Genomic DNA, 25,309 nt, shown 5'->3' on the forward strand with positions numbered 1-25,309 from the left:
TCAGTCTTTCACGAGGTATGGACGCGGGCGGAGTGCATCAGGTGCGGGGCCTTGTGCAATCGGGTCGGCGGGGAAATCCCCCATCAGATAGGGATGCATGCCTTGGTTCTTCAGATTTTGCAAAAACTGCCCAAAACCGGTCAGGTCCACTATGCGCGGGGCCTCCGTGAGCCGGCGATTGGGCTGAAAGCCGATCTCGTCCACGATCACCTGAATCGCTTCCATCGGGCTTTCGATGAACTCTGCCATCGTCCAGATCCGCCTGCGGCACTTGGAATAGGGCGAGCGCAGCGAATCGAGCATCTCGGTCTCGATCTTCTGCAACTGTGCAGCTTCGCGCCGCAGGTCCGCGAAGCTGCGGTTCGATTGGAACAGCGGGATCGCCCATGCTCCCGAGATCACCGAAACCTGCGCGTTCGGGTCCTTGGCGATGTCCCACATCACATGCCGCGTGCTTTTCGGCCCCAGTTGGAAACACTGCCGTTCGCCGCGCGTGTTCCACAAAAGGTTTGTCAGGAACATCTTGGGATCATAGTCGCGCAACGTCGCATTGTCGGATAGCGCACCGTTCATGAAGCTTTGCCCATCTGCGAAATGCGCCCGGTCCGGTGCGAAAAGATGTCCGTGCACCCGCGCGCCTGTTACCTGTGACAGCCAGGGCTCAAAATCGGTGAACAATTCGGTGAACCCTTGAAACACCGAATACTTGGCCGCTGTCACGCCGTTTTCCCAATCCTCGTTGGGGTGGCGGCTTTGCATGTAAAGCCCGGGACGCCCCCGTGTCCGGCGATCCACCGCCTTGGCAAAGATGCGGTCGATCTTGCCGGGGTTGGGTTCCTGAAGGCTCAACTGGCCGGGTTTGGGACTCAGGAACGTCGTGTAAAGACGATCCGCATTGTGCCAGATCTTGCGCGCCACAAAGCAATCCGACCGGCGCAGCAATTGCAGATGGTCATCGTAGAAGATGTGCGGCTTGCCCTGGAAATCGAATTTCGAAAGGGTCAGCGACCGGCTGACGACATTGGTCGAATAAAGCCGCGTCAGGGTCTGGAAATAGCTTTCATCGGGGATCCAGACATGACGGAAATACCGGTCATAGATCTTGCGCTTCGGGTCTTCGAGAATAGAGGCCAGCGTCTGTCGGGTCAGGCACCACCATTGGCTTCCCATATGCGGCGTCAAACCATCGGGGATCTTGCGGCTGTAACCGATCTTGCGCTGCAACTCGACAAAGTGGTCAAACAGGTATCGGTTGCGCCGCCATGAAAACGGGAACCGCATGGTAAAACGTTCCTCGTCCAGCCCGCCTATGGTCCAGGGCACATCTGCCGTTGTTGCGCTTTCGATATGGTCAGTGCGGGGTCGGGCCTTGAGGTAGTCGACCAATTCCTGCACCGGGCGCAGCGGCAGGCAGGCGCCAGAGGTCAGGTAGACATGGCTGACGTCCTCGAACTCGGACAGCATCAATTGGCTGGCATCCTGACTGGCCGCCACCAGCCCCCATGTTCCCCAGTCGCAATGATGCCTGCGGGAAAACCGGATAAGGGGATCGTCGGCCAGCCGTTCGGCGAAGATCCTGAAGCGCTTTTTCGGCACCACCTGATCCACATGGATCACCACCGGGCAACCGGCCTTGGTCCAGTGGCGGGCCACCTGCTCCGCGCGATGCAGCGCGGTGTGGGCCAGCATCACGATCCCGATGCTCATGCCCAGTTGCCCATCGACATGAGGCCGAGAATCTCAAGCTGGCGCCAGTTGATGTATTTCTCGGACCATTTGCACCAAAGCTCGGGATTGTCCTTCAGCGCACTGGCATAGGCAACGTATTCCTGGCTTCCGGCATAATGTTCGCGGCGCTTGAGCTCTTCCATCGCTTTTTCGTTGAACGTACTCAGGAACTTGGTGTGCAAAAGCGCGCCCGAGGCCTTTTCGCCGCCCCATTCGTCATACACCTTGTTCAGGCCGCGCGGCAGGAGCATGTGTGTGGAACTGGCATAGGCATAACGATGGTGCCATTTGACCAGCGGGATCTTGTTCAGGGCCGGTGCCGCCTCGGGACGGTCGGCAAAGAACACGCGTGCCCGCGGCCCGCCCTGGATCCACAGGTTTTCCAGGAGATGATTGCGTTTGACCGTGTAATTCCCGGAATCGAACCATGCCGCGATTTCAAGAGGGTTCTGGCCCGCCTGGTAGGGCACCGCGTCGATCCGGCCCTTGGGATACATGTCCAGCAGCATCGCGCTGAAGGATTTGATCGCGGACGCCTCGAGCCAGTCGGTCAACGCCGGCAAGGGGCGGGAATCGCAGAACGGGTAAACGAAGAATTCGTCGGGATCGACAGTCAGGCACCAGTGACCGTGGCCATATCTGCGCAGCAACCAGTTCATCCAGTCCATGCCGAAGCGGGATCGCTTGTAGCTTTTGCGCGTGTGCCAGACCGACACATCGGGCTGCGCAGCGAGCAGTTCCGCCGTGCCATCCGTGCTGTCATTGTCGACAAAAATGAAATGGGACACGCCCATTTCCCGGTAGTATTTCAGGAAATAGGGCAGCCGGATGCCTTCGTTGCGCAGCGTGCAGAACACCAGAACGTCCTTGCGGCGGATCAGATCGGTGCGGTTGGAGACAGGTTTCAGTTCGCGGCGTTTGCGGAACGCGCGGAGTCTCCAGCGTTTTCGCTGAAGCCTTAGCCGGTATCTTTGCGCCAATCCCAAGGATCAGTTGCCTGTCTTTGCGGCCGCGTGGAACGTCCGGGTATCAAAAGGCGGTAAACAGTTTGTTGAAATGCGCCTGCCATTGTGGGGCAATACCCCCGTACATTCTATACTGATCACCGGTTTGGTCCCGACGTTTTTGCGCCAGTTTCTCTATATGCTCATGCCAAAGGTAGCGTGCTGATTCGCTGGCGTAAACAGGGTATTCGCCCAAGACCTCCTGGAAGACTGGCAAAGCTGTGCATATCACCGGCACATTGAGCGCTGCAGCCTCGATCGCGGGGTAGCCGAAACCTTCGGCCCGGCTTGGAAACAGCAATCCGTTGCTCTTTTCCAGCAGCGCCCACATCGCGCTGTCGTCCAGATCGGACAGTTCATGCACGTTTCGCGGCCGCGCATCGAGACGGTCAAACACCGGCTTGTTCATCCAGCCGCGCCGCCCGCACAGTACCAGGTGCGGATCCTCGGTGCCGGTGTAGGCGTGCCAAAGGTCCAGCAGAAACCCGATATTCTTGCGCGGCTCTATCGTGCCGATCGCCACGAAAAAGGGCTTTCCGGTCCATGGACCGATTGGCGCCGTGCCGATTGTCATGGACGGCTGGCCGGGCCAAAGAACGTGAATGACATCCTCCTCAAGCTTCGCAGCGTGCGATAGAATTTCTGCCTTGGTCTGTTTCGAATTGCACATCACGATATCGGCGTGCTGGTCCACGCGGTCGAAAAACCGTTTGAAGGCCAGTCGGGATGTCGGTGTCTGCACCTCGGGCAGGTCGAGCGGGATCGTGTCATGCAGATAGACCGCGATCCGCGTCGCGTCGCAGGCGCGCAGGGCACGGATAATCCGGTCATCGAAATTGGACTGCCCCGTATTGAGGTAAACGGTTCCCCTTGGCAGGTGCCGTTTCAGCATCCCGGTCAGCCCAGGTCCCGTTGACCGGTCCAGCGCCATCCGGCGCAGCCCGGTTTCCGTTTCCCCGCGCCGTGGAGCCTTGCGCCGCGACAGGCGCGATATCAGGTCGCTGTGCTGCCACATTGGTCTGTCGCAATGCGTCAACAGGTGTCGGCAAGCAGTCCTGTCCAAAAGCAGAAATCCAAGCCGCGTCCGCACAAGCCCGAAAAGCGGCGCCGGATCGTCTGCCAGATGCGCGATATAGGCCCGTTCGATCCTGTCGATCCCGGTGGGTCGCAGCCCGGCCCGGCTGACGGTTCGGGTCACATCCAGAAGATGCGCCGGCGCAGGGCTATTCGCGATAATCTGCAACTTGATGCCACCGCCATGCATCTTCGATCATCTGTGGCATTGTCGATTTGCACGGTTTCCAGTTCAGCTCATGCTCGGCCCGGTTCGACCCCGACACCAGCTTGATTGCATCGCCGGGCCGCCGGTCGCCCAATGTCGTGGGGACGTCCATATTCGTCACGCGGCGCGCGGCATCGATCACGTCGCGCACCGAAAAGCCCGACCCGGTGCCAAGATTGAAGGCCCGGCTCCCCTTGCCCTCAAGCAGCCAACGCAAGCCAAGAAGATGCGCATCGACAAGGTCGGAGACATGCACATAGTCGCGGATGCAGGTGCCATCCTCGGTCGGATAATCCGTGCCGTATATCGTGACCCCGTCCCGAACGCCTGCCACGGCATCCAGAACAATCGGCACGAGATGCGTTTCCGGCCTGTGGAATTCGCCCACCTGCGCCTCTGGATCAGCGCCTGCCACGTTGAAATAGCGAAAGACGACGTGGCGAACCCCATGCGTGGCCCCGAAATCACGCAGCATTTGCTCCACCGCCTGTTTTGACGCGCCATAGGCGTTGAGCGGCTGCTGTTGCGTCGTTTCGTCCAGAATGACGTTGTCCTGGTCGCCATAGGTCGCACAGGTCGATGAAAACACGATGTCAAGACAGCCATGCTCGACAGCCGCCTCGATCAGGTTCAGCGACCCGAGAACATTGTTGCGCCAGTAAAGACCGGGGTTGCGCATCGCCTCGTCCACACGGCTTAACGCGGCGAAATGCAGGATCGCTTTCGGTTCATAGGTCTCGAACGCGCGGCCTATTGCCTCTGCATCCGTCAAGTCACCTTGAATGAAGGGCCCGAATTGGACGGCATCGCGCCAACCGGTTGACAGGTTGTCAAAGGTAACCGGGGTAAACCCGGCCTGTGCCAGCGCCTTGCAGGCATGCGACCCGATATACCCCGCGCCGCCCGAAACGAGAATGTTCATGGATCACTCTGCCGCGTTTTCGGCTTGTATGACGGAGTCCAGGAACCCGCGCAAATCATCCCTGAGATCGTCACGCGCCAATCCGAAGGCAACGGTCGCCTGAAGGAAGCCGGCCTTGGATCCGCAGTCGAAACGCTGACCTCGGAAGCGATAGCCATAGACACCTGTCTTGTCGATTTCCTGTGCTATGGCATCGGTCAACTGGATTTCGCCGCCGGCACCGGATTCGAGCTTGCTCAGGTTTTGCAGAACCTTTGGATCGAGGATGTAGCGCCCGATCACGGCAAGGTTCGACGGTGCATCCCCGGGTGCGGGTTTTTCGACCATGCCCTTGACCGACACCATGGATCCCATGTCCTCTTGAACGTCCAGGATGCCATAGTTCGATGTCTTGCTTTGCGGCACTTCCATGGCCGCAACCATGTTGCCGCCGGTTTCCTCGTAGGCTTCGACCATCTGCTGCAGGCATGACTTTTCCGCCGAGATCACATCGTCCGGCAGCATCACCGCAAAAGGCTCATCGCCAATAAGACGTCGCGCACACCACACCGCGTGCCCAAGGCCAAGCGCCTTGTGCTGGCGCATATAGGCAATGGCGCCGCTTTCCATGTTTGTTGATTTCAGGGTTTCGAGGATATCGAGCTTGCCCTTGTTGCGCAGCTCTTGCTCGAGCACGGGGGATTCGTCGAAATAATCCTCGAGCGCGCTTTTCCCGCGCGAGGTGATGAAGATGAATTCCTTGATTCCGGCGGCGCGCGCCTCGTCGATGGCGTATTGCACAAGCGGCCGATCCACGAGCGTCATGATCTCTTTCGGGACAGATTTCGTGGCCGGCAGGAAGCGCGTTCCAAGCCCGGCAACTGGAAAAACGGCTTTGGTGACTTTTCTACGCATCGTGGCTAATCCTCATTAAACTCGTCTCGTCACGCGTCGCGTGTTGTGTCAGTCTATCTGATTTGAGTGTATGACAGAACAGCGGAAACAATGCGGTCTTTTGCAGATTTTTGCCTTGGTGTCCCTAATCTCCGCAGCGTATTTCGGAAATTGCGCGAATACCCGACAATCGGTCAAGTGTATCGCGCATACGTCGCGCTCGTGTGCCGCGCTGTACCAGAGGTTCGGATCGCAGTTCACGTCCGAATATCCCGCCGGTATGGCGCCAATAGCCCGCGTCTGTAAACGAAACCTGATGAAACCTCGCATCAAGCCTGTAGTCAAAGACGCTCACCCGGTGCCCGCTTTCGATCAAGGACCGGAGCTTTGCCGTGTCCGCCGGTCGTGACAGGTAGACATCGCGCCCGGTCTGTTTCGGTGCTTCCGGTACCGCATCTTTCGGGTCTGGAAACTCCCGCGGCATCACGGCGGGCCGCTGCAATCCTGCATCATACCCGCGGCGCAGGTCGCGGATCAGGCGATAGGCCGTGTCCGGCCCGAGCGCACCGGAGTGCATGTGCCGCAAAAGCCAATTCCGCCGGTCCAGAAGAAACATGTCGCGCGCCTCTTGCGCGACTGCGTCCGGGCAATGCTTTGCATGAAACACCGCTGCCGAGGCCGCGATCTCGAACACGCTTCGCGGCGTCCGGTCGGCGCCTCTGAAGGCGCTTTCCCCGTTGGCGTGGTGAACCACAGCGCTGGGCACGAACATCGTGGCCCCGCCGGCGCGCGCAAGGCGCAAGGTCAGATCCGTTTCGTCAAGGTAGAACGCAAAGCGTTCGTCAAAGCCGGCCTGGTCGACCAGACAATCCCGGCGGATCGCCATATTGGTGCCGTGCAATCGCGGATACCGGTCGTCTGACAAGGTCACGGGTCCCGGGGCGGTCGCGTCCAGCGCCAGCGGATATGATCGCCCGAAAACATCAACGCGGGACGCAGCCTGCTGTACGGAGATCCCGTTCCGGCCAAGCGTCGTGCCCCCGGCCTGCGCCACGTCTGGATCGTCAAAAACCCTTGCAAGATGGGCCAGCCATGTCGGTTCGGGCACGGCATCATCGTCGATAAAGGCCACCACCGCGCCGCGCGCCATCGAAACGCCCAAGTTGCGGGCCGCCGAGATATTGGGCCGATCAAATTCGTGGACGGCAATGCCGCCCATCTTTCGCGCCACGCTTGCCCCGTCGGGGCAGGCAACGACCCGGATCTCCAGGCGCGGATAGTCCAACTGGCCTAATGCGAGCAGGCACCGCCGCAGCCATTTCGGTCGATTGCGACTGACAACGATCACGCTGATCGGGAGGGCCGCCATCCCGCGTGTCAGGCGGCAGACAGGTCGATGCCCGGGGCCGCTGCAACGAAGAACGGGTTGGAGAATGTCGGCTTGCCATAGGTCAATGCCTGCAAATCATCCAGCCGCAGCACCTTGCCGCCGGCCCCGTTCAGGACAGCATGGCCGGCCGCCGTATCCCATTCCATCGTCCGGCCCAGCCGGGGATAGAAATCCGCCTCTCCCGTCGCGACAAGACAGAACTTGAGCGACGATCCCGCGCTCTTGCTGTCCTTCACCGGGTAGCGGTTGATGTAATCATCCGTTGCCTGATCGCGATGAGACTTCGACGCGACCACCATCAGCGCGCCGGTATCGGGGTCCGATACATGAATCGTCGTCTGCACCCCGACCGTGGCTTTCGCAAGATCGCCGGTTTCCTCGACGCTCTGCCCATGCGCGTCTGTATAGAACAACCGTCCCTTGGCGGGGGCATAGACAACACCGCGCGTCGGCACGCCGTTTTCGACCAGCGCGATATTGACCGTGAAATCACCTCTGCGCTGGATGAATTCCTTGGTGCCGTCCAGAGGATCGACGATCAGGAAGTCGCGGACATCCTGATCATGCGTCTCCGACTGTTCCTCGGTCACAAGCGCGATCTCCGGAAAGGCCGCGCGCAACCCGGCAGAGATCAGCGCATCCGCCGCCTCGTCGGCTTCGGTTACCGGGCTTTCGTCGGACTTGGCGCGTATATCGAAGTCATCGGCATGGTAAATCTCCATGATCCTGTCGCCTGCCTCAAGCGCAAGCCTGCGCAATGTGTGCATCAGTGCATCATGGTCCATGGCAATCTGTCCTCGCGTCGATTGATTTGAAAGCGCGTGTCTTTTATCGTCTGCTTAACAAATGTCCGCAACAACAGTCAGACAGGTTGGCGCAAATCGTGGACAGAGGCAGAGGCAGGCACAGATGTTCCAGAAATCGGCTCCGAGCAACCGGGCGGCTTCGGCTGTAAATATCCTCGAACTCATCTACCATGATACGGTCCGATCCATTCGCAAGACCCATGGCAATGCGTTCATGTCCATCGCGATCAGCGTTTTCCAGTCGCTGATGTTCGTTCTCTTCTTCTATGTCATGTTCAGCATAATGGGTCTCAAGGGATTGGCGCTGCGCGGGGATTTCGTGATTTTCCTGCTGACCGGCATCTTCATGTTCATGACTCACAACAAGGCGGTTGGTGCGGTTCTGGGGAGCGAAGGACCGGCCAGCCCGATGTTGCAGCACGCGCCCATGAACACCGTGATCTCGATCATCTCCGGCATGCTCTCGACGCTGTATATCCAGGTTCTTGCGATGTTCTTCATCCTGTTTGTCTACGATGTCGCGATCAATCCCAATGTGCTCAATGAAATCGTCGATCCGCCGCGGGTCATGGGCATGTTGCTTCTGTCCTGGTTCTCGGGGGGCGCGATCGGGTTGGTATTCCTCGCGCTGAAGCCGTGGCTGCCCGGTCTGACAGGCACGCTCTCCACCCTTTACAAACGCGCGAACATGATCGCCTCTGGCAAGATGTTCGTGGCAAACCAGTTGCCCAGCACCATGATCGCCATTTTCGACTGGAATCCCTTGTTCCATACAATCGATCAGGCGCGGGGGTTTGCCTTTATAAATTACGCGCCGCGCTACACCGATTGGCACTACGTGATGTACCTGTCCCTGACCTTGCTGATGGTCGGGCTGATGGGCGAATTCTACACGCGCAAACACGCCTCTGCGTCGTGGTCGGCCCGGCGCTGATCAGGTCACGACCCGCAGGGTCAGATTGATTCGCCCGCCCTTCGGCAAGAGCGTCGAACTGCCGGCGCGCACGCGATCGATTCCATGGAAGGCGCGACGCGCGTCTCCGGCCATGACCACCACATCGCCGGACCCGAGCCAGAGCGACTCCGTCTTGCCGCCCCGCGTGGTATTGCCCATACGGAACAAGGCCTCGTCGCCCAGCGATATGGACAGCACCGGCTGGGCCATGTCCGCTTCATCGCTGTCCTGATGCATCCCCATCTTGGCCGTGTCGTCATACCAGTTGATCAAGCAACACTCCGGCGCACGTGCCTCGGGCACCAAGGCGCGCCAGACCTGCGTCACACTGGTGGGGATCGGCGGCCAAGCCAAGCCCGACGGATGTTCCGTTTCGTAGCGGTAGCCTTTGCGGTCGGTCACCCAACCAAAGTCCCCTGCCGCACTCATCCGCACGGACATCGGCTTGCCGCGCGGCGTCACGGGCTGAACCAACGGCGCCTGAGCCAGGCATTTGCGCAGGTCCGCGACGATGGCGGCCTGTTCCCCGGCATCCAGATACCCTGGATGAATCTCGAACCCTCGGATGGATAACACGGTCATTTTGCCAGAATAATCCGCCCGGTCCCGGAATACACACCGAAATTTTAAGAAAATCACCCTAGCAGCGACGCTTGCAGGCGTCCCGATGCCTCCTTATATACCGACCGGACCCGCTGGACGAACACGGCCAGTGGAATGAAATGCGGGGCGGGATGCCGGAATGGGTCTTCGTCTCGTGACATCGCCTTGAGAAATGAAGGGATCGAAAAAATGGCCAAAGTGATTGGTATTGACCTCGGTACAACGAACAGCTGCATTGCGATCATGGACGGGTCGCAGCCGCGTGTGATCGAAAATGCGGAAGGGACGCGCACAACACCCTCCATCGTCGCGTTCACCGACGACGAGCGCCTTGTCGGCCAGCCGGCAAAGCGTCAGGCTGTCACCAACCCCGAAAACACCGTCTTCGGCGTCAAGCGCCTGATCGGTCGTCGCAACGATGACCCGGATCTGGCCAAGGACCGCAAGAACATGCCGTTCGAAGTGATCGACGGCGGCAATGGCGACGCATGGGTGCGCGCCAAGGGGGAAAAATACAGCCCCTCCCAGATTTCCGCCTTCATCCTGCAGAAGATGAAGGAAACTGCCGAGAGCTATCTTGGTGAAGAAGTGGATCAGGCCGTTATTACCGTGCCTGCCTATTTCAACGACGCCCAGCGTCAGGCCACCAAGGACGCGGGCAAGATTGCCGGCCTCGAAGTGCTGCGGATCATCAACGAACCGACAGCCGCCGCGCTGGCCTACGGTCTCGACAAGAAAGAATCCCGCACCATCGCGGTCTATGACCTCGGCGGCGGTACATTTGACGTGACCATCCTCGAAATCGACGATGGCCTGTTCGAAGTGAAATCCACCAACGGCGACACCTTCCTGGGTGGTGAAGATTTCGATATGCGGATCGTCAATTACCTCGCGGACGAGTTCAAGAAAGAGAACGGCGTCGACCTGACGCAAGACAAGATGGCGCTCCAGCGTCTCAAGGAAGCGGCGGAAAAGGCCAAGATCGAACTGTCCAGCTCCAGCCAGACAGAGATCAACCAGCCCTTCATCTCGATGGACGGAAAAACCGGCCAGCCGCTTCACATGGTCATGAAACTGACCCGCGCCAAGCTGGAAAGTCTCGTGGGCGATCTCATCAAATCCTCGATGAAGCCGTGCCAGGCCGCGCTGAAAGATGCCGGTCTCAAGACCGACGATATCGACGAGGTGGTTCTCGTCGGCGGCATGACCCGCATGCCGAAAGTAAGCGAGGAAGTGACCAAATTCTTCGGCAAGGAGCCGCACAAGGGTGTGAACCCCGATGAGGTTGTGGCGCTCGGCGCGGCCATTCAGGCCGGCGTCCTGCAAGGTGACGTCAAGGATGTTGTCCTGCTCGACGTGACCCCGCTGTCGCTCGGTATCGAAACGCTGGGTGGCGTGTTTACCCGCCTGATCGATCGCAACACCACGATCCCGACCAAGAAGAGCCAGATCTTCTCGACAGCCGAAGACAACCAGAACGCGGTGACCATCCGGGTCTTTCAGGGTGAGCGTGAAATGGCGACCGACAACAAGATGCTCGGTCAGTTCAACCTTGAGGAAATTCCGCCCGCACCGCGCGGCATGCCGCAGATCGAGGTGACCTTCGACATCGACGCAAACGGCATTGTCTCTGTTTCGGCCAAGGACAAGGGCACGAACAAGGAACAGAAGATCACGATCCAAGCCTCTGGTGGTTTGTCGGAAGACGACATCGAAAAGATGGTTCAGGACGCCGAGCAGAACGCGGAATCCGACAAGGAACGCCGGGAGATGGTCGAGGCGCGCAACCAGGCCGAAAGCATCATCCACTCGACCGAGAAATCGGTGGAAGAGCATGGCGACAAGGTCGATCCGACCACGGTCGAAGCGATCGAACTGGCCATTGCTTCGCTCAAGGATGATCTGGAGGATGAAAAATCCACTGCCGAGAAGATCAAATCCGGCATCCAGAACGTGACCGAATCCGCGATGAAGCTGGGCGAGGCGATTTACAAGGCGCAGCAGGACGAGGGCGGCGATACCGAAGCCCCTGCTGCGGACACTTCGGAGGGTGGCGACGATGATACGATCGTCGACGCGGACTTCGAAGATATCGACGAAGACAAGCGCGCCTGAGGAATATTCAGGAGGAACCGATAAGGGGCCGGTCCGGACGCCGGGCCGGCCCTTTACGTTCTGGTGAAGGAGGGCATGATGTCCAAACGTGACTATTACGATGTGCTCGGCCTGTCCAAAGGTGCCTCGGCGGATGAAATCAAGAAAGCCTACCGCAAGAAGGCAAAAGAGCTGCATCCCGATCGCAACGCGGACAATCCCGAGGCCGAAACCCAGTTCAAAGAGGCGAACGAAGCCTACGAAGTTCTCAAGGATGACGACAAGAAGGCGGCCTATGACCGCTATGGCCATGCGGCTTTCGAAGGCGGCATGGGCGGCGGTGGCCGGCCCGGTGGCGGCTTTGGCGGCGCACAGGGGCAGGGCGACTTCGCCAGTGCCTTCTCCGATGTGTTCGACGATCTCTTCGGCGATTTCATGGGCGGACAACGTGCGGGCGGCCGCCAGCGCGCATCCCGCGGTGCGGATCTGCGCTACAACATGCGCATCACGTTGGAAGACGCCCATCAGGGGTTGCAAAAGACCATACAGGTGCCGACTTCGGTCCAATGTGATGCGTGTTCGGGGTCGGGGGCCGAAGGTGGGGCAGAACCCACAACCTGCCCGACCTGTTCCGGTATGGGCAAGGTCCGCGCGACCCAGGGGTTTTTCACGGTCGAACGCACCTGCCCGACCTGTTCCGGTCTCGGCCAGACGATCAAGAATCCCTGCAAGGTTTGCAGCGGGGCGGGGCGTGTCCAGAAAGAACGGGCGCTGTCGGTCAACATCCCTAAAGGGGTTGAAACCGGTACCCGCATCCGGCTTGCCGGAGAGGGAGAAGCCGGTCTGCGCGGCGGCCCACCGGGGGATCTCTATATCTTCATCGAAGTGGCGCAGCACGACCTCTTCGATCGCGACGGCGCGCATCTGCACTGCCGGGTGCCCGTTTCGATGATCGTCGCTGCGCTTGGCGGCAATATCGAGGTGCCCAGCATCGACGGTGGCCGCAGCCGGGTCGCCATCCCTGCGGGCAGCCAGTCCGGCCGCCAGATGAGGTTGCGTGGCAAGGGCATGCCCGCGTTGCGCGGTCAGGGTTCCGGCGACATGTTCATCGAACTGGCAGTGGAGACCCCGGTCAACCTGACGTCCAAGCAGAAAGACCTGCTGCGTGAATTCGAAGAGCTGAGCGAAGACAACAACCCTGAATCGAAGAGCTTTTTCAAATCCGTGAAGGGTTTCTGGGATTCCATGAAAGGCTGAGCCGATGGCCCCGCGATCTGCGGGGCCATTAGCGTTTCGTTAAGCCCCTCGCGCGCATGATGCGCAGATGGCGCTCGATCCTCCCCCCTCCCAACGATCCCTGTTCGAAATGGCGGCGGTGGCCCCGGCGCCGCCTGCGGCCAAGGCTGACAGGTCAGACAGGCAACCGCCTTATGTCGCGGGGCACCGTCAGCGCCTGCGGGACCGTTTCATGGACGGCGGCGCAGACGCCTTGCCCGATTACGAACTGCTGGAACTGGTGCTGTTTCAATCGCTCAAAAACGGCGATGTGAAACCGCTTGCGCATCGGCTGATCAAGACGTTCGGCGATTTCAACGGCGTGCTGTCCGCCTCTGTTGAACGATTGAAAGACGTAGAGGGCGTCGGGCCCAGGATCGCCTGTGACCTGAAATTGATCGAAGCGGCAACCCACCGTATGTCGCGCGGCCGGGTGCTCAAACGGCCGGTGATTTCAAGCTGGGCGGCCCTGCTGGAATATTGCCGCGTGACCATGTCCCACCGCGAAACCGAACTGTTCCGCATCCTCTTCCTCGATCTCAAGAACATCCTGATTGCCGACGAAATCCAATCCACTGGCACGGTCAATCATGTCCCCGTTTACCCGCGCGAAGTGGTCAAACGGGGCCTGGAACTCAACGCGTCCGCGCTGATCCTTGTCCACAACCACCCATCTGGCGATCCAACACCGTCCAGCGCCGATATCGACATGACCGACCAGATAGCCCGCGCCTGCGACACGGTCGGTATCGTGATACATGACCACCTTGTCGTCGGAAAATCGAGCGAGGTAAGCTTCAAATCCGAAGGCTATCTGTAAGGCATGTCGCGTAAAATCGGAGCCTACCTCACCCAAACCTCGACCCTGCGGTTCACCTGCCGACCCCAACGCGCGTTGTCACAGGCCATGGGCATCGCCTCACCAAAGGCATCCGTGGAAAACTGCACATGCGACAGATGCGAGGCCTCTACCTCCGCTTCGATCGCCTGCCGCACCGCTTGTGCGCGCCGGGCAGCGATCTCCAGATTGCCCGTCGCTGGCCCCTGGCCGTCGGAAAAGCCGACAAAGATCATCTGACGCCCGTCATAGACGCCGGCTTCCACCGCATGGGCCAATTGTTGAACGTTCGACCGCGATTGCGCATCGAGCCGCGCTGCGCCCGGTTCGAACCGGAAAGAGGTCGACAACCGCCGCAACGGGGTCAGCGTCCCGACCATCCGCTTCAATTCGGCCAGCCCATCCGGCCCGTCGGCCACACGGATCGCATTGGCGAAGCGGTCGCCCTGGGCATTCAGCGCGATCTCCTCGGGCGCCTGGTCGACGAACCCGGCGCGCCTCGTGATGATCTGGGCGGGCCCCGTTCGCGTGTAAGACAGGAAATCGCGCGCCAGCTTGGGCAACCGCCGGGCCGGGACATAAAGGAACATCGGCGCGGTCAGCGGGTAATCCTCGGTCTTGATCGACAGGCGATTGGCGCGCAGCTTGAACGCGCAGGGTCCGGTCAGCGCCAATGGCTTGCTGTTTCCGATCTCGGAAAAGCTCGCCACCCCGATACCAAGCTGGTCGCCCGCGACCGCTTGCGCCAGCGCGGTATTGGTCCTGTGGCGCTCCACGGTGTCGGCAAGCGTCAGGCGCGCCGGCTTGAGAACCCGATCTTCCACCGCCTGTGCGATCCCGGACTGCGCATCGCGCAGATGGAGCGTGATCGGCGCATCCGGTCCATCCAATGTGCGCCAATTGTCGATCTCGCCGGACAGAATGCGCGACAGGTCGGATACCGATATCGCGGAGACCGGGTTCACCGGCGACACGATCACCGTCATCGCATCAAGCGCCAGAACCCGGCTGCGGTTTACATCGTCCAACTGGCCCAGCCCGACTTCGGCGGCCAATGCCAGTTCACCACGCCGAATCTCGCGCAGGGCCATGACAAGATCCGCCTCGTCTGCCAGAAGATCGGCGAACCCCTCATCGGTACTCGACACGCGAAACTGGAAGCGCCCAACGATTGTGGCGTCATCCCTGCGGGACAGGACATATTCGAAATGGGCTGAATCCTGCGTGATCCGCTCCGCCCGTAACCCGTTTTGCAGGGCGAACCCTTCAACCAGCGCGGGCATCAGCACGTCGCCAATGGTTGATGAGCCGGAAATGGAAAGCTGCGCGACGAAATCTGTCAGCGACGGGCATCCCGGCCCGTCGCATTGAACCCCCGATCCATCGACCGTCAGTTCGCCGTATTGCGTCTCGACCCGGTAGAATTGCCCGTCAAAGCCCAAGAGCGTGCCCGACAATTCGATCGCCCCATCGCGCGAGGTCAAGGTGATATCATCTGCCCCGGCTGCGGCGCAGGTTACACCGAGAAAAAGTGCGGCCCAGAGCGCCGCACGGAGATGTTTCATGAAGAGCCTCGAACCCGCCGCTTATTTTGTAGCGATTGTCAGGTCTTCCACAATATTTTTCAACATCAAGAAATCGCCCACCGCGTCACAGCCGGGCACGTCGATGGTCAGCTCCTTGGAGACAAGGTCGCGTTCACCGCGAATCTCCAGGGTTTGTGCCTCAACGACGCGGTCGCAATTCGACGACAGGATCTCGGTTTCGACCGTCAGGGCGACGGTGCCATCGGCATCGATCATCCCGGTCGGAAAGGTATAGACCTCGGCCAGCAAGGGATCGGGCGCATCGGCTGACCCCAGCTTGGTCAGAAAGCCACCGGTGCCGCTGGCCGCGCGGGCCGGCAGCGCGCCCGACCCCTGCCAGATATGGCCGTCGGAAAAGTATTCCGCGTCAAACTCGCGCGCATGAAGCTGGAGCCCGGCGGCGCCGCGCCATTGCAGCACAACCCGGTCATAGAAGGGCACGGATGTCACCTCCGTGTGCGCAACGGCCCCGCCGCCATCCATGAACGACGCGATCACCAGCGCGGTCTCGTCCAGCGCGGGCACATCGACCTGCACAGTGCCATCCGGCTGCATCAGTTCGGTGAACATCAGCCCGCTGTGATGCAGCGTCACGCGTTCGCTGCCGTGGCAGGGGGCTTCGATCCTGACCGTCATCATTGCGCCGGCGGCCGGGGTCGCCGTCATGTCCACATCGCAGGCAAAGCCGGTGTCATCCGGCGCTCTGGGCGGCGAGAATTCGGGTTCTTGGACAGGGGCGGTTTCGGTGGAAACCACGGCGGCCGGAAGCTCTGCCGGCCCGGGCCGGTCCTCGGGGAGGATGCCGCGCGGTATCGAGGACACCTCCTGTACGTCCGACACTTCCAAAGGAGCTTGCGCTTTTGCCGGGCCGCCCGGTGTCGGCAGGTATTGCATGGCCCCGCCGATACCCAATGCTGTGGCAATCGTTCCAATGGCGACAAGCCGGGATTTTTTTCGGTCCATGACAGACTCCTGGTGCAGACACTGCATCCATTTGTCTGGCGGAGGATTCGGGTATGCCTAGGGCAGCGGTTGGGTCACTTTGCGACGCCATTGTGGCAAAGGCGCCACAAGATGCTAGGTCAGCCGCCCATGACAATGCTTGAATTTCTTGCCCGACCCACAGGGGCAGGGATCGTTCCGGCCCGGATTGCCCCATGTTGTCTGATCGTTCTCGTCGAACCCGTCAGCCGCTTTCTCGGGGTGCCCCGGCGCCGGACCCTGTTCCGGTGTCGCGGCTTCGGCGGCTTGGGACAAGGAGGCCCGTTGGGCGGCAAGCTGCTGCATCATGGCCTTCTGCTCTTGCTCGGTCATCGGACGCACCTGGCCCAACTGCTTGCTCACGTCCTCGCGCAGGCTGTCGAGCATCGATTCGAAAAGCTGGAACGCCTCGGACTTGTATTCGTTCAGAGGATCGCGCTGCGCATAGCCCCGAAAGCCCACGACGGACCGCAGATGTTCCAGCGTCAGAAGATGATCGCGCCACTTGCTGTCGATGGTCTGGAGCAGAACCTGCTTTTCGATCTGGCGCATGGTGTCCGACCCGAACGCCTCGGTCTTTTCGGTCATCATGGTGTCTGATGCGTCTTCGAGCCGTTCCCGGATCACGTCGGCATCGACGCCCTCTTCGTCTCCCCAGGCGACGACGGGGGCATCAACCCCGGCAAGCTCCTTGACCTGCTCTTGCAGACCTTGGGTGTCCCATTGGTCGGCATAGGACTTGGGCGGAATATGCGTGTGCACCAGATCATCGATCACCTGGTGGCGCATGTCCTGCGTGATCTCTGCCAAGTCCTGCGCTTCCATGATTTCGCGGCGCTGGCTGAAGATCACCTTGCGCTGATCGTTCATCACGTCGTCGAACTTGAGCAGCTGCTTGCGGATGTCGAAGTTGCGTCCCTCGACCTTGGCCTGCGCGCGCTCCAGTGATTTGTTCACCCACGGGTGCACGATCGCCTCGCCGTCTTTCATGCCCAGCGTCGACAGCACCTTGTCCAGACGTTCGGACCCGAAGATGCGCATCAGGTCATCGTCCAGCGACAGGAAAAAGGACGACCGCCCCGGATCGCCCTGACGGCCCGACCGGCCGCGCAACTGGTTGTCGATGCGGCGGCTTTCGTGCCGTTCGGTGGCCAGAACGAAAAGACCTCCCGCTTCGATCACGGCCTTTTCGTCGGCCTCGTGTTCCTTTTCGATCCGGGTCCGGATCGCTTCGGGGTCGCCCTCGGGATCGGCCGCGATCGCTTCGATGATCTGGAACTCGACATTGCCGCCCAGTTTGATGTCGGTGCCGCGCCCGGCCATGTTGGTGGCAATCGTGATCGCACCCAGCTTGCCGGCATCGGCCACGATCTGCGCTTCCTGTTCGTGCTGGCGCGCGTTCAGAACGTTGTGGGTCAATCCGGCCTGCGTCAGCAGCTGGCTCAGCATCTCGGATTTGTCGATCGACGTGGTGCCCACCAGAACCGGCTGGCCCTTTTCGTGTGCTTCCTTGATCTCGGCCACGATGGCGTCGAACTTTTCCTGCGCCGTGCGGTAGACCTTGTCGTCCTCGTCGATCCGCGCGATCGGGCGGTTCGTCGGCACTTCGACCACACCCAGACCGTAAATCTCGGAAAATTCATCCGCTTCCGTCACGGCGGTGCCGGTCATGCCCGAGAGCTTTTCGTAAAGCCGGAAATAATTCTGGAAGGTCACGCTTGCCAGCGTCACGTTCTCGGGCTGGATGTCACAGCCTTCCTTGGCCTCGATCGCCTGGTGCAGACCTTCGGACAGGCGGCGCCCGGACATCATGCGTCCGGTGAATTCGTCGATCAGAACAACTTCGCCATCGCGGACGATGTAATCCTTGTCCTTCTGGTAGAGCTTGTGCGCCCGCAGGCCTTGGTTCACGTGGTGAACGATGGTCGTGCTTTCGGGGTCGTAAAGCGATTGCCCCTCCGGCAGTTGCCCATGCTCGACCAGCGTCTGTTCGAGGAACTCGTTGCCCTCGTCGGTGAAGGTCACGTTGCGGGTCTTTTCGTCGATGGTGAAATGCTCGTCCGTCAGCAACGGAATGATCTTGTCGATCGCGACATACAGATCGCTGCGGTCCTGTGCCGGGCCCGAGATGATCAGCGGCGTGCGGGCCTCGTCGATCAGGATCGAATCGACCTCGTCGACAATGGCAAAGAAATGATCGCGCTGGTTCATCTGGTTCAGCTCGGATTTCATGTTGTCGCGCAGGTAATCAAAACCCAGCTCGTTGTTCGTGGCATAGGTTATATCGCTGGCATAGGCTGCCTGCTTCTCATCTTCCGGCTGGCGCGGATAGACCACCCCGGTGGTCAGCCCGAGGGCCCCATAGACCTTGCTCATCCATTCGCTGTCGCGTTTGGCTAGGTAATCGTTCACCGTCACGATATGCACGCCGCGTCCGGTCAGGGCGTTCAGATAGGCCGGGAAAGTCGCGACCAGCGTCTTGCCCTCGCCGGTCTTCATTTCAGAGATATTGCCCTGGTGCAGGAAAATTCCGCCCATGAGCTGCACGTCAAAGGCCCGCAGACCCAGCGCGCGCTTGGCGGCTTCGCGGCAATTGGCAAAGGCTTCGGGCAACAGCGAATCGAGCGCTTCGCCATTGGCGTGGCGCGCTTTCAATTCGGCTGTTTTCTCGATCAGCTTCGCATCGTCAAGCTTTTCGAAGTCTGCCTCAAGCGCATTGATCTTGTCGATCAGCGGGCGCGTCGCCTTGACTTTGCGGTCGTTCGGCGTTCCGAACACGGATCGTGCGACTTTACCAAATCCCAGCATGTCTCTCTTTCAGCTTTGACGTCTTCGTGTGCGGCATCTGCTTGCCCGCCTCGCACACAGCCCATATGTCACAGGAGAACGCTGGCCTTGCAGAGCCTTGTCGCGATGTAAGGTCAGGGAAATACACTGTCAATGTTGCCGCGTCTGCGGGCGGGGCTCTGAAAGGACCAAACATGACGAATCTCCGCACGAAACTGTCCGCAGGCGCCGTTGCCCTGATGCTGGCGCTCCCGGTTCAGGCGCAAGAGTCCCTGACTGCCGATTCCGTGGTGGCGACGGTCAACGGCACGGATGTCACGCTGGGTCACATGCTCATGGTGCGCGGGTCCTTGCCGCAGCAATACCAAGAGCTGCCGGACGAAGTGCTCTGGGACGGCATCCTTGACCAGATCGTGCAGCAGACAGTCCTCAGCCAGCAGGACACCGACGAAGAAAATCGCCGGATCCAGTTGGCGCTTGAAAACGAACGCCGCGCACTGCTCGCGGCACAGGTGATCAAAGGGCTTGTGGCGGAGGGCGTCACCGATGAAGCGATCCGGCAAGCCTATGAAGACCAATACGCCGAAAGTGATTCGGGCGTGGAATTCAACGCATCGCATATCCTCGTCGAGACCGAGCAAGAGGCCGCCACCGTCGTCGAGCAATTGAACGATGGTGCCGATTTTGCCGAAGTGGCGAGCGCGAAATCCACAGGTCCCTCGGGTCCCAACGGGGGTGAGCTGGGGTGGTTCGGCGCCGGCATGATGGTCCCCGAATTCGAGGCCGCGGTTCAGGACATGGAAGTCGGCGAAATTTCCGAACCGGTGCAGACCCAGTTCGGCTGGCACGTCATCATGCTCAACGAAACGCGCGACAAGGCGGCCCCGGCCCTCGAAGAGGTGCGCGAAGAGATCGAAACCAAGCTCAGCCAGGAGCTTGTCGCCAGCAAGATCCAAGAGCTGACCAGCAACGCCGATGTGACCCGCACTGCCAAGGAAGAGGTGGATACCTCCGTTCTCAGCAATCTCGAATTGCTGGAGGAATAAGCTTGGCCAAGATCACGTCTGTGTCGCCGCTGGCTCCGGCCCGATTTCCGGATCTTCCCGCGATCGGCGGCGCGCGCTTTGCGACGACGGCTGCGGGTGTCAAATATGTTGGGCGCTCCGACGTGATGCTTGCCCTTCTGGACCCCGGTTCGGTGATCGCCGGGGTCTTCACCAAATCCGCCACGCGGTCGGCCAATGTTCTGGATTGCCAGGAAAAAATTCGCCTCTCCGACGAAAACGGCGCGGCAATCCTTGTCAACTCCGGCAACTCCAACGCCTTCACCGGCAGGGCCGGGGATGATTCCGTCCGCGCCATATGCGCCGCAGTGGCAGAGGTCTCGGGCCTGCCGGCCACGCGCGTGTTTACCGGTGCCACCGGCGTGATCGGCGAACGCCTGCCGCATGACCGCATCACTGCTGCGGTGCGGGGCCTCCATGACAATCTGGACGAAACCGGTTTGCCCGACGCCGCCCGCGCGATCATGACAACCGACACTTTCGCCAAGGCGGCGACAACCACCGTCCATCTGCCCGGTGGGCCGGTCCGGATCGCTGGCATCGCCAAGGGCTCCGGTATGATCGCCCCGGATATGGCAACGATGCTGGTCTACATCTTCACGGATGCCCGCATCGCGCAAGACGACTTGCAGAAACTCGTCTCCGCGCTCAATGAAATGACGTTCAATTGCATTACCGTCGATAGCGACACGTCCACCTCTGACACGCTTCTGGTGGCCGCCACGGGCGCGTCGGATGTCCCGGTGCCTGCGGAGGGCACAGCCTTCCGGGACGGGCTGCACAGCGTCATGCTCGACCTTGCGCAGCAGGTCGTGCGCGATGGCGAAGGTGCGACGAAATTCGTTGAAATCACCGTCACCGGCGCGCTCAGCCCCTCCGACGCCAAGACCCACGCCTTGGCCATCGCCAACTCCCCGCTGGTCAAGACGGCGATCGCGGGCGAGGACCCCAACTGGGGCCGTATAGTGATGGCGATTGGCAAATCCGGCGCAGCTGCCGATCGCGACGCGCTCAGCATCTCCTTTGGCGATGTGAAGGTGGCGAGCAATGGGTGGGTCGACCCCGATTACCAGGAAGAACAGGGGGCGGCGTTGATGAAAGAGCAGGATATCACCATCACCATCGACCTTGGCATGGGCTCTGGCGCCGCCACCGTCTGGACCTGCGATCTGACCCACGGCTACATTTCGATCAACGCCGATTACCGGTCCTGAGCGCATGAAGATCGTTCTTGTCTCTGCTGTCGCGCTGATCGACCCGGATGGCCGCATCCTTCTGGCGCAACGCCCCGAAGGCAAATCCATGGCCGGTCTTTGGGAATTTCCGGGCGGCAAGGTAGAGCCGGGCGAGACCCCGGAGCACGCCCTGATTCGGGAATTGCACGAAGAGCTTGGCATCGACACATGGCAAAGCTGCCTTGCACCGCTGACCTTTGCGTCGCATGGCTATGCTGATTTTCACCTGCTGATGCCGCTTTTTGCCTGCCGCAAATGGAATGGCGTCCCCGAATCGCGGGAAGGACAGGCGCTCAAATGGGTGCGCGCAAACCGCCTTCGCGAGTATCCGATGCCGCCCGCCGACATCCCGCTCATCCCGATCTTGCGCGATTGGCTTTAGGGGGGGCAGACCCGTGGGCCCGAATGCCCGGTCGCGGCAGACGCATGTAAAAGTTGTGTCAGGCGAATTTTCGCACTGGCAAAGATCTTCGCAAAATTCTACAAAAGACCAGTCAAGCCTTGGGGGAGATTTGGCGTGCTGAAAACAATACTCATCGGAAGCTATATATCGGTGCAGGGCGTCCTTGAACGGACCTTGCCGGATGGGCGCATCTGCGTTCGCGTGGGAAACCGCGTTTTTACAGGCGCGCCTGTCGCAACGTCTGCTTGAGGCTCCTGAAACACCTGAAAGAAAAAGGGCAGCGAAATCGCTGCCCTTTCTTTTATAATGGCTTTTGTGATGGTCGCGCCCCTTACTCCAGGACGCGTTCGACTTCCTGACGCTCGAAAATCTCGATCACATCGCCCTGGCGAATGTCTTCGTAATTTTCAAAGGCCATACCGCATTCCTGACCGGACTGAACCTCGGCAACTTCGTCCTTGAAGCGCTTGAGCGTCTTGAGCGTGCCTTCGTGAACCACGACGTTGTCGCGCAACAGGCGCACACCGGCGCTGCGGCGGGCAATGCCTTCAGTAACAAGACAGCCTGCAACCTTGCCCACATTCGACACCTTGAAGACTTCGCGAATCTCCGCATACCCGATGAAGGTTTCCTTGATCTCGGCGCTCAACAGGCCCGATGCCGCGGCTTTTACGTCGTCCACAAGGTCATAGATCACGCTGTAATAGCGAATCTCCACACCCTTCTGGTTCGCCGTGTTCCGCGCCGACGCATTGGCCCGCACGTTGAAGCCCATGACCGGCGCATTCGAAGCCTCGGCCAGCCCGATATCGGTCTCGGTGATCGCACCGACGCCGGAGTGAAGCACACGCACGCGCACCTCGTCGTTGCCGATCTTCTCCATCGCCTGAACGATGGCCTCGGCAGAGCCCTGCACATCCGCTTTGACAAGGATCGGAAGCTCGGACACGTCCTCGGCTTCCTTGGCCTTCTGCATAAGCTGTTCGAGGGTCGTTGCCGCACCCGCTGCCGCGCGCTTTTCCTTGGCGACATTGGCGCGGTATTCCGCGATCTCGCGCGCCTGCGCTTCGGTTTCGGTCACGTTGAGAACGTCACCCGCCTCGGGCGTGCCATTCAGGCCCAACACCTCGACCGGCACTGACGGCCCGGCTTCCTTGACCCGCTCGCCCTTGTCGTTGATGAGCGCGCGAACCTTGCCGTATTGTTCGCCGACCACAAAGATGTCGCCCTGGCGCAACGTGCCGTTCTGCACAAGAACGGTCGCGACGGGACCACGGCCGACGTCAAGTTGTGCCTCGATCACCGCACCCTGGGCAGCCCGGTTCGGGTTTGCCTTGAGTTCGAGGATTTCGGCCTGAAGCGCGATCGCTTCCAGCAGTTCCGGAAGACCCTTGCCGCTGACCGCCGACACTTCGACGTCCTGCACATCGCCCGACATCTCTTCCACAACCACTTCATGTTGCAGAAGATCCGTGCGGACCTTCGTCGGGTTCGCTTCGGGCTTGTCGATCTTGTTGATCGCCACGATCATCGGCACCTGCGCCGCTTTCGCGTGGTTCAGGGCCTCGATGGTCTGTGGCATCACCGCGTCATCGGCAGCAACCACAAGCACGACGATGTCCGTCACTTGTGCGCCACGGGACCGCATGGATGTAAAGGCCGCGTGCCCCGGTGTGTCGAGAAAGGACAGAATCGTGCCATCCTTCGCCTTGACCTGGTAGGCGCCGATATGCTGCGTGATCCCGCCCGCCTCGCCAGAGGTGACGTTGGCTTCCCGGATCGCGTCGAGCAACGACGTCTTGCCGTGGTCGACGTGGCCCATGATCGTGATGACCGGCGGGCGGGGTTGCAGATCTTCCTCCGCGTCCTCGATTTCCTTGATCACATCCTCCACGTCCGCGTCCGAAACACGGGTCACGGTGTGGCCGAACTCCTCGATGATCAGCTCGGCTGTATCGGCGTCGATACTCTGATTCTGGGTCGCCATGATGCCGCTGTTCATCAACGACTTGACGACATCGCCCACACGCTCCGCCATCCGGTTGGCCAGTTCTGCCACCGTGATCGCCTCGGGCAGCTTGACATCGCGCTTGACCTTTTCGCGCGGTTGGTTTCCGCCAATGGCTTTCTGGCGCGCACGCTCTTGCTTGCGCTTCATCGCGGCCATGGATTTCTGACGTCCGCCTTCACCGCCAAGCGCCTGGTTGAGCGTCAGCTTGCCCGAGCGGCGACCGCTGTCGTCGTTGCGGCGGCGCCCGCGATCATTGCGATCCTTGTCGGTCTTGCGAGGCGTGGCTTGCGCGGGCTTCTGCCCACCGCCCCCATCCGAGGGCTGCTGCCGCGCCGCCGGGGCCGCGCTTGGCTCCGGAGCTTGCTTGGCCGCTTCGGCAGCCTCGCGGGCTTTGCGCTCTTCTTCGGCCTTTTGCTTGGCGCGCTCTTCAGCCTCGCGCTGTTCGCGCTCCTTGGCCTCTTTTTCGGCACGCATCCGCTCGCGCTCTTCGGCGCGGGCTTTTTCCTCGGCTTCGCGCCGCGCCGCCTCTTCGGACTCGCGCGCCTTGGCCGCCTGCAACGCCTTCAGACGGCGTTCCATCTCCGCATCGGAAATCCCCGCGGGTCGCTTGCTTCCCGTGGCGCTCATCGCCGACGTGGCCGCGCTGCCCGCTGCGGATTGGGGCGCGCCGGGCTTTGGTACCACAACGCGCTTGCGCTTGGTTTCCACCACGACGTTTTTGGTTCGCCCGTGGCTAAAGCTCTGCTTCACGTTCCCGGATCTGGGACCGCCGCGCAAACCCAAAGTCTTTTTGCCGTCGTTATCGCTCATTTAGCTCTTTTTTCCTTCCCAGCAGCCGCTGCCGCTGTCACTGCATCGGACGTTCCGATGCGAAAGCCCTTCAATCTTTGAGCTTCCTCTACAACACGTTGCGTGAGTCCACCAGCACCAAGCGCGGCGTGTATCACAGTTTGTCGCCCAAAAGCCATTCCAAGCTCGTTTGCCGTAAGCCAACCAATGTAATGGCCGTAGTGCGGGGTGCTGAGTTTGGACTTCCCGCGGCTTGATCCGTCTTCGGCCTGCAACAGGACTTCGGCGGTTTCCTTTGACAGGGTGTCCTTGACTTTCTCGTAGCCGGAAACGGCCTGGCCGGATTTTCTGCTTAAACTTATCAGATCGACGACACGTCGCGCAAGCTGATGCTCGATATCCTGAACAAGCGTCTCTGGCACCCGGAGTTGCTTTCGGGCTGCGCGGTGAAACATGTTCTTTTTTATCGCCGTTTCAAGGGCAGGGCGCGTCGCCGTCACCCAAAGCCCCCGACCGGGCAGTTTGCCCGCCAGATCGGGGTAGAGCGTGTCTTCCGGCCCGACGACAAACCGCAACAGCGCGGATTTCGGGCGCACTTCTCCCGTCGCAATGCATTTGCGCTCTGGTCCGGTCTCCCGATCCTTGTCTTTGCCGCCGCGTGTCACGTTCGGTGTCACCCTCCC

The 25,309-nt window shown here is 60.5% G+C and carries 20 protein-coding genes; 7 read left to right on the forward strand and 13 right to left on the reverse strand.

Translation table 11 applies throughout. From position 1 onward, the window contains the following. From LCF59_RS08820 to cysQ, 7 genes are all read right to left on the reverse strand, one after another. Complete coding sequence (locus tag LCF59_RS08820; RefSeq protein ID WP_292287093.1) at positions 1–1,707, reverse strand: beta-1,6-N-acetylglucosaminyltransferase; 1,707 nt, start codon at positions 1,705–1,707, stop codon at positions 1–3. After that, positions 1,704–2,714: a glycosyltransferase family 2 protein gene (locus LCF59_RS08825; protein ID WP_292287094.1), complete on the reverse strand. Its 1,011-nt coding sequence runs from the start codon at positions 2,712–2,714 to the stop codon at positions 1,704–1,706. The genes LCF59_RS08820 and LCF59_RS08825 overlap by 4 nt, the downstream gene beginning before the upstream one ends. Positions 2,715–2,757: 43 nt before the next feature. Then, a complete protein-coding gene (locus tag LCF59_RS08830) occupies positions 2,758–3,975 on the reverse strand; it encodes a glycosyltransferase (RefSeq protein WP_292287095.1) in 1,218 nt (405 codons plus the stop codon). Then, complete coding sequence (galE, locus tag LCF59_RS08835) at positions 3,956–4,936, reverse strand: UDP-glucose 4-epimerase GalE (RefSeq protein WP_292287096.1); 981 nt, start codon at positions 4,934–4,936, stop codon at positions 3,956–3,958. Before galE ends, LCF59_RS08830 begins: the two co-directional genes overlap by 20 nt. A gap of 3 nt (positions 4,937–4,939) precedes the next feature. Further along, on the reverse strand, positions 4,940–5,830 hold the full coding sequence (gene galU / locus LCF59_RS08840; protein ID WP_292287097.1) for a UTP--glucose-1-phosphate uridylyltransferase GalU: 891 nt from the start codon (positions 5,828–5,830) through the stop codon (positions 4,940–4,942). Between the two features lie 124 nt (positions 5,831–5,954). After that, positions 5,955–7,178, reverse strand: a complete 1,224-nt coding sequence (locus LCF59_RS08845) for a glycosyltransferase (RefSeq protein ID WP_292287098.1) — start codon at positions 7,176–7,178, stop codon at positions 5,955–5,957. A gap of 8 nt (positions 7,179–7,186) precedes the next feature. Beyond that, positions 7,187–7,984 carry a 3'(2'),5'-bisphosphate nucleotidase CysQ gene (cysQ, locus tag LCF59_RS08850; protein WP_292287099.1) on the reverse strand — a complete coding sequence of 266 codons (798 nt, stop codon included), beginning with the start codon at positions 7,982–7,984 and terminating at the stop codon, positions 7,187–7,189. 124 nt (positions 7,985–8,108) lie between these two features. Between cysQ and LCF59_RS08855 the strand changes: the two genes are divergently transcribed. Next, a complete protein-coding gene (locus tag LCF59_RS08855) occupies positions 8,109–8,939 on the forward strand; it encodes an ABC transporter permease (RefSeq protein ID WP_292287100.1) in 831 nt (276 codons plus the stop codon). Here the strand turns inward: LCF59_RS08855 and LCF59_RS08860 are convergent, their stop codons facing one another. Beyond that, positions 8,940–9,542 (reverse strand): alpha-ketoglutarate-dependent dioxygenase AlkB, encoded by a 603-nt coding sequence (locus LCF59_RS08860; protein ID WP_292287101.1) that lies wholly within the window; start codon positions 9,540–9,542, stop codon positions 8,940–8,942. 210 nt (positions 9,543–9,752) lie between these two features. On the opposite strand from LCF59_RS08860, the gene dnaK reads away from it, so the two are divergent. The 3 genes from dnaK (at position 9,753) to radC (ending at position 13,752) form a co-directional block, all read left to right on the forward strand. Continuing rightward, entirely contained in the window at positions 9,753–11,678 is a 1,926-nt protein-coding gene (dnaK, locus tag LCF59_RS08865; protein ID WP_292287102.1) for a molecular chaperone DnaK, read from the forward strand. Between the two features lie 78 nt (positions 11,679–11,756). After that, the gene (gene dnaJ, locus LCF59_RS08870; RefSeq protein WP_292287103.1) at positions 11,757–12,914 is read left to right on the forward strand and encodes a molecular chaperone DnaJ; all 1,158 of its coding nucleotides are present in this window, start codon (positions 11,757–11,759) and stop codon (positions 12,912–12,914) included. A gap of 109 nt (positions 12,915–13,023) precedes the next feature. Then, on the forward strand, positions 13,024–13,752 hold the full coding sequence (radC, locus tag LCF59_RS08875) for a DNA repair protein RadC (RefSeq protein ID WP_292287170.1): 729 nt from the start codon (positions 13,024–13,026) through the stop codon (positions 13,750–13,752). Between the two features lie 23 nt (positions 13,753–13,775). Here radC and LCF59_RS08880 read toward each other — a convergent pair whose 3' ends face one another. The 3 genes from LCF59_RS08880 to secA all read right to left on the reverse strand — a co-directional run bounded on the left by LCF59_RS08880 (position 13,776) and on the right by secA (position 19,145). Continuing rightward, positions 13,776–15,335: a phosphate ABC transporter substrate-binding/OmpA family protein gene (locus tag LCF59_RS08880; RefSeq protein WP_292287104.1), complete on the reverse strand. Its 1,560-nt coding sequence runs from the start codon at positions 15,333–15,335 to the stop codon at positions 13,776–13,778. A 21-nt stretch (positions 15,336–15,356) separates the two neighbouring features. Then, positions 15,357–16,319 (reverse strand): translocase, encoded by a 963-nt coding sequence (locus LCF59_RS08885; protein ID WP_292287105.1) that lies wholly within the window; start codon positions 16,317–16,319, stop codon positions 15,357–15,359. 114 nt (positions 16,320–16,433) lie between these two features. Further along, positions 16,434–19,145 (reverse strand): preprotein translocase subunit SecA, encoded by a 2,712-nt coding sequence (gene secA / locus LCF59_RS08890; protein ID WP_292287106.1) that lies wholly within the window; start codon positions 19,143–19,145, stop codon positions 16,434–16,436. 173 nt (positions 19,146–19,318) lie between these two features. On the opposite strand from secA, the gene LCF59_RS08895 reads away from it, so the two are divergent. Genes LCF59_RS08895 through mutT form a run of 3 tightly spaced genes read left to right on the forward strand, consistent with a single transcriptional unit; the run spans position 19,319 to position 21,805 of the window. Next, a complete protein-coding gene (locus LCF59_RS08895; protein WP_292287107.1) occupies positions 19,319–20,170 on the forward strand; it encodes a peptidylprolyl isomerase in 852 nt (283 codons plus the stop codon). Between the two features lie 2 nt (positions 20,171–20,172). Then, positions 20,173–21,402 carry a bifunctional glutamate N-acetyltransferase/amino-acid acetyltransferase ArgJ gene (gene argJ, locus LCF59_RS08900; protein ID WP_292287108.1) on the forward strand — a complete coding sequence of 410 codons (1,230 nt, stop codon included), beginning with the start codon at positions 20,173–20,175 and terminating at the stop codon, positions 21,400–21,402. A gap of 4 nt (positions 21,403–21,406) precedes the next feature. Further along, entirely contained in the window at positions 21,407–21,805 is a 399-nt protein-coding gene (mutT, locus tag LCF59_RS08905; protein ID WP_292287109.1) for an 8-oxo-dGTP diphosphatase MutT, read from the forward strand. A gap of 352 nt (positions 21,806–22,157) precedes the next feature. On the opposite strand, the gene infB is transcribed toward mutT, so the two are convergent. Both infB and LCF59_RS08915 read right to left on the reverse strand, forming a co-directional pair. Continuing rightward, positions 22,158–24,647 (reverse strand): translation initiation factor IF-2, encoded by a 2,490-nt coding sequence (gene infB / locus LCF59_RS08910; RefSeq protein ID WP_292287110.1) that lies wholly within the window; start codon positions 24,645–24,647, stop codon positions 22,158–22,160. After that, positions 24,644–25,291, reverse strand: coding sequence for an RNA-binding protein (locus LCF59_RS08915; protein WP_292287111.1), 648 nt, complete (start codon positions 25,289–25,291; stop codon positions 24,644–24,646). Before LCF59_RS08915 ends, infB begins: the two co-directional genes overlap by 4 nt. Positions 25,292–25,309: the final 18 nt, after the last annotated feature.

The sequence above is a fragment of the Marivita sp. genome (assembly GCF_020055675.1).
GTDB lineage: Bacteria > Pseudomonadota > Alphaproteobacteria > Rhodobacterales > Rhodobacteraceae > Marivita.

Bases quoted from the DNA above. Each gene is read 5' to 3' on its own strand.
- LCF59_RS08820 (WP_292287093.1), bottom strand. From the start codon at position 1,707: ATGAGCATCGGGATCGTGATGCTGGCCCACACCGCGCTGCATCGCGCG.
- galE (WP_292287096.1), bottom strand. From the start codon at position 4,936: ATGAACATTCTCGTTTCGGGCGGCGCGGGGTATATCGGGTCGCATGCC.
- galU (WP_292287097.1), bottom strand. From the start codon at position 5,830: ATGCGTAGAAAAGTCACCAAAGCCGTTTTTCCAGTTGCCGGGCTTGGA.
- LCF59_RS08845 (WP_292287098.1), bottom strand. From the start codon at position 7,178: ATGGCGGCCCTCCCGATCAGCGTGATCGTTGTCAGTCGCAATCGACCG.
- cysQ (WP_292287099.1), bottom strand. From the start codon at position 7,984: ATGGACCATGATGCACTGATGCACACATTGCGCAGGCTTGCGCTTGAG.
- LCF59_RS08855 (WP_292287100.1), top strand. From the start codon at position 8,109: ATGTTCCAGAAATCGGCTCCGAGCAACCGGGCGGCTTCGGCTGTAAAT.
- LCF59_RS08860 (WP_292287101.1), bottom strand. From the start codon at position 9,542: ATGACCGTGTTATCCATCCGAGGGTTCGAGATTCATCCAGGGTATCTG.
- dnaK (WP_292287102.1), top strand. From the start codon at position 9,753: ATGGCCAAAGTGATTGGTATTGACCTCGGTACAACGAACAGCTGCATT.
- dnaJ (WP_292287103.1), top strand. From the start codon at position 11,757: ATGTCCAAACGTGACTATTACGATGTGCTCGGCCTGTCCAAAGGTGCC.
- radC (WP_292287170.1), top strand. From the start codon at position 13,024: ATGGCGGCGGTGGCCCCGGCGCCGCCTGCGGCCAAGGCTGACAGGTCA.
- LCF59_RS08880 (WP_292287104.1), bottom strand. From the start codon at position 15,335: ATGAAACATCTCCGTGCGGCGCTCTGGGCCGCACTTTTTCTCGGTGTA.
- LCF59_RS08885 (WP_292287105.1), bottom strand. From the start codon at position 16,319: ATGGACCGAAAAAAATCCCGGCTTGTCGCCATTGGAACGATTGCCACA.
- secA (WP_292287106.1), bottom strand. From the start codon at position 19,145: ATGCTGGGATTTGGTAAAGTCGCACGATCCGTGTTCGGAACGCCGAAC.
- LCF59_RS08895 (WP_292287107.1), top strand. From the start codon at position 19,319: ATGACGAATCTCCGCACGAAACTGTCCGCAGGCGCCGTTGCCCTGATG.
- mutT (WP_292287109.1), top strand. From the start codon at position 21,407: ATGAAGATCGTTCTTGTCTCTGCTGTCGCGCTGATCGACCCGGATGGC.
- infB (WP_292287110.1), bottom strand. From the start codon at position 24,647: ATGAGCGATAACGACGGCAAAAAGACTTTGGGTTTGCGCGGCGGTCCC.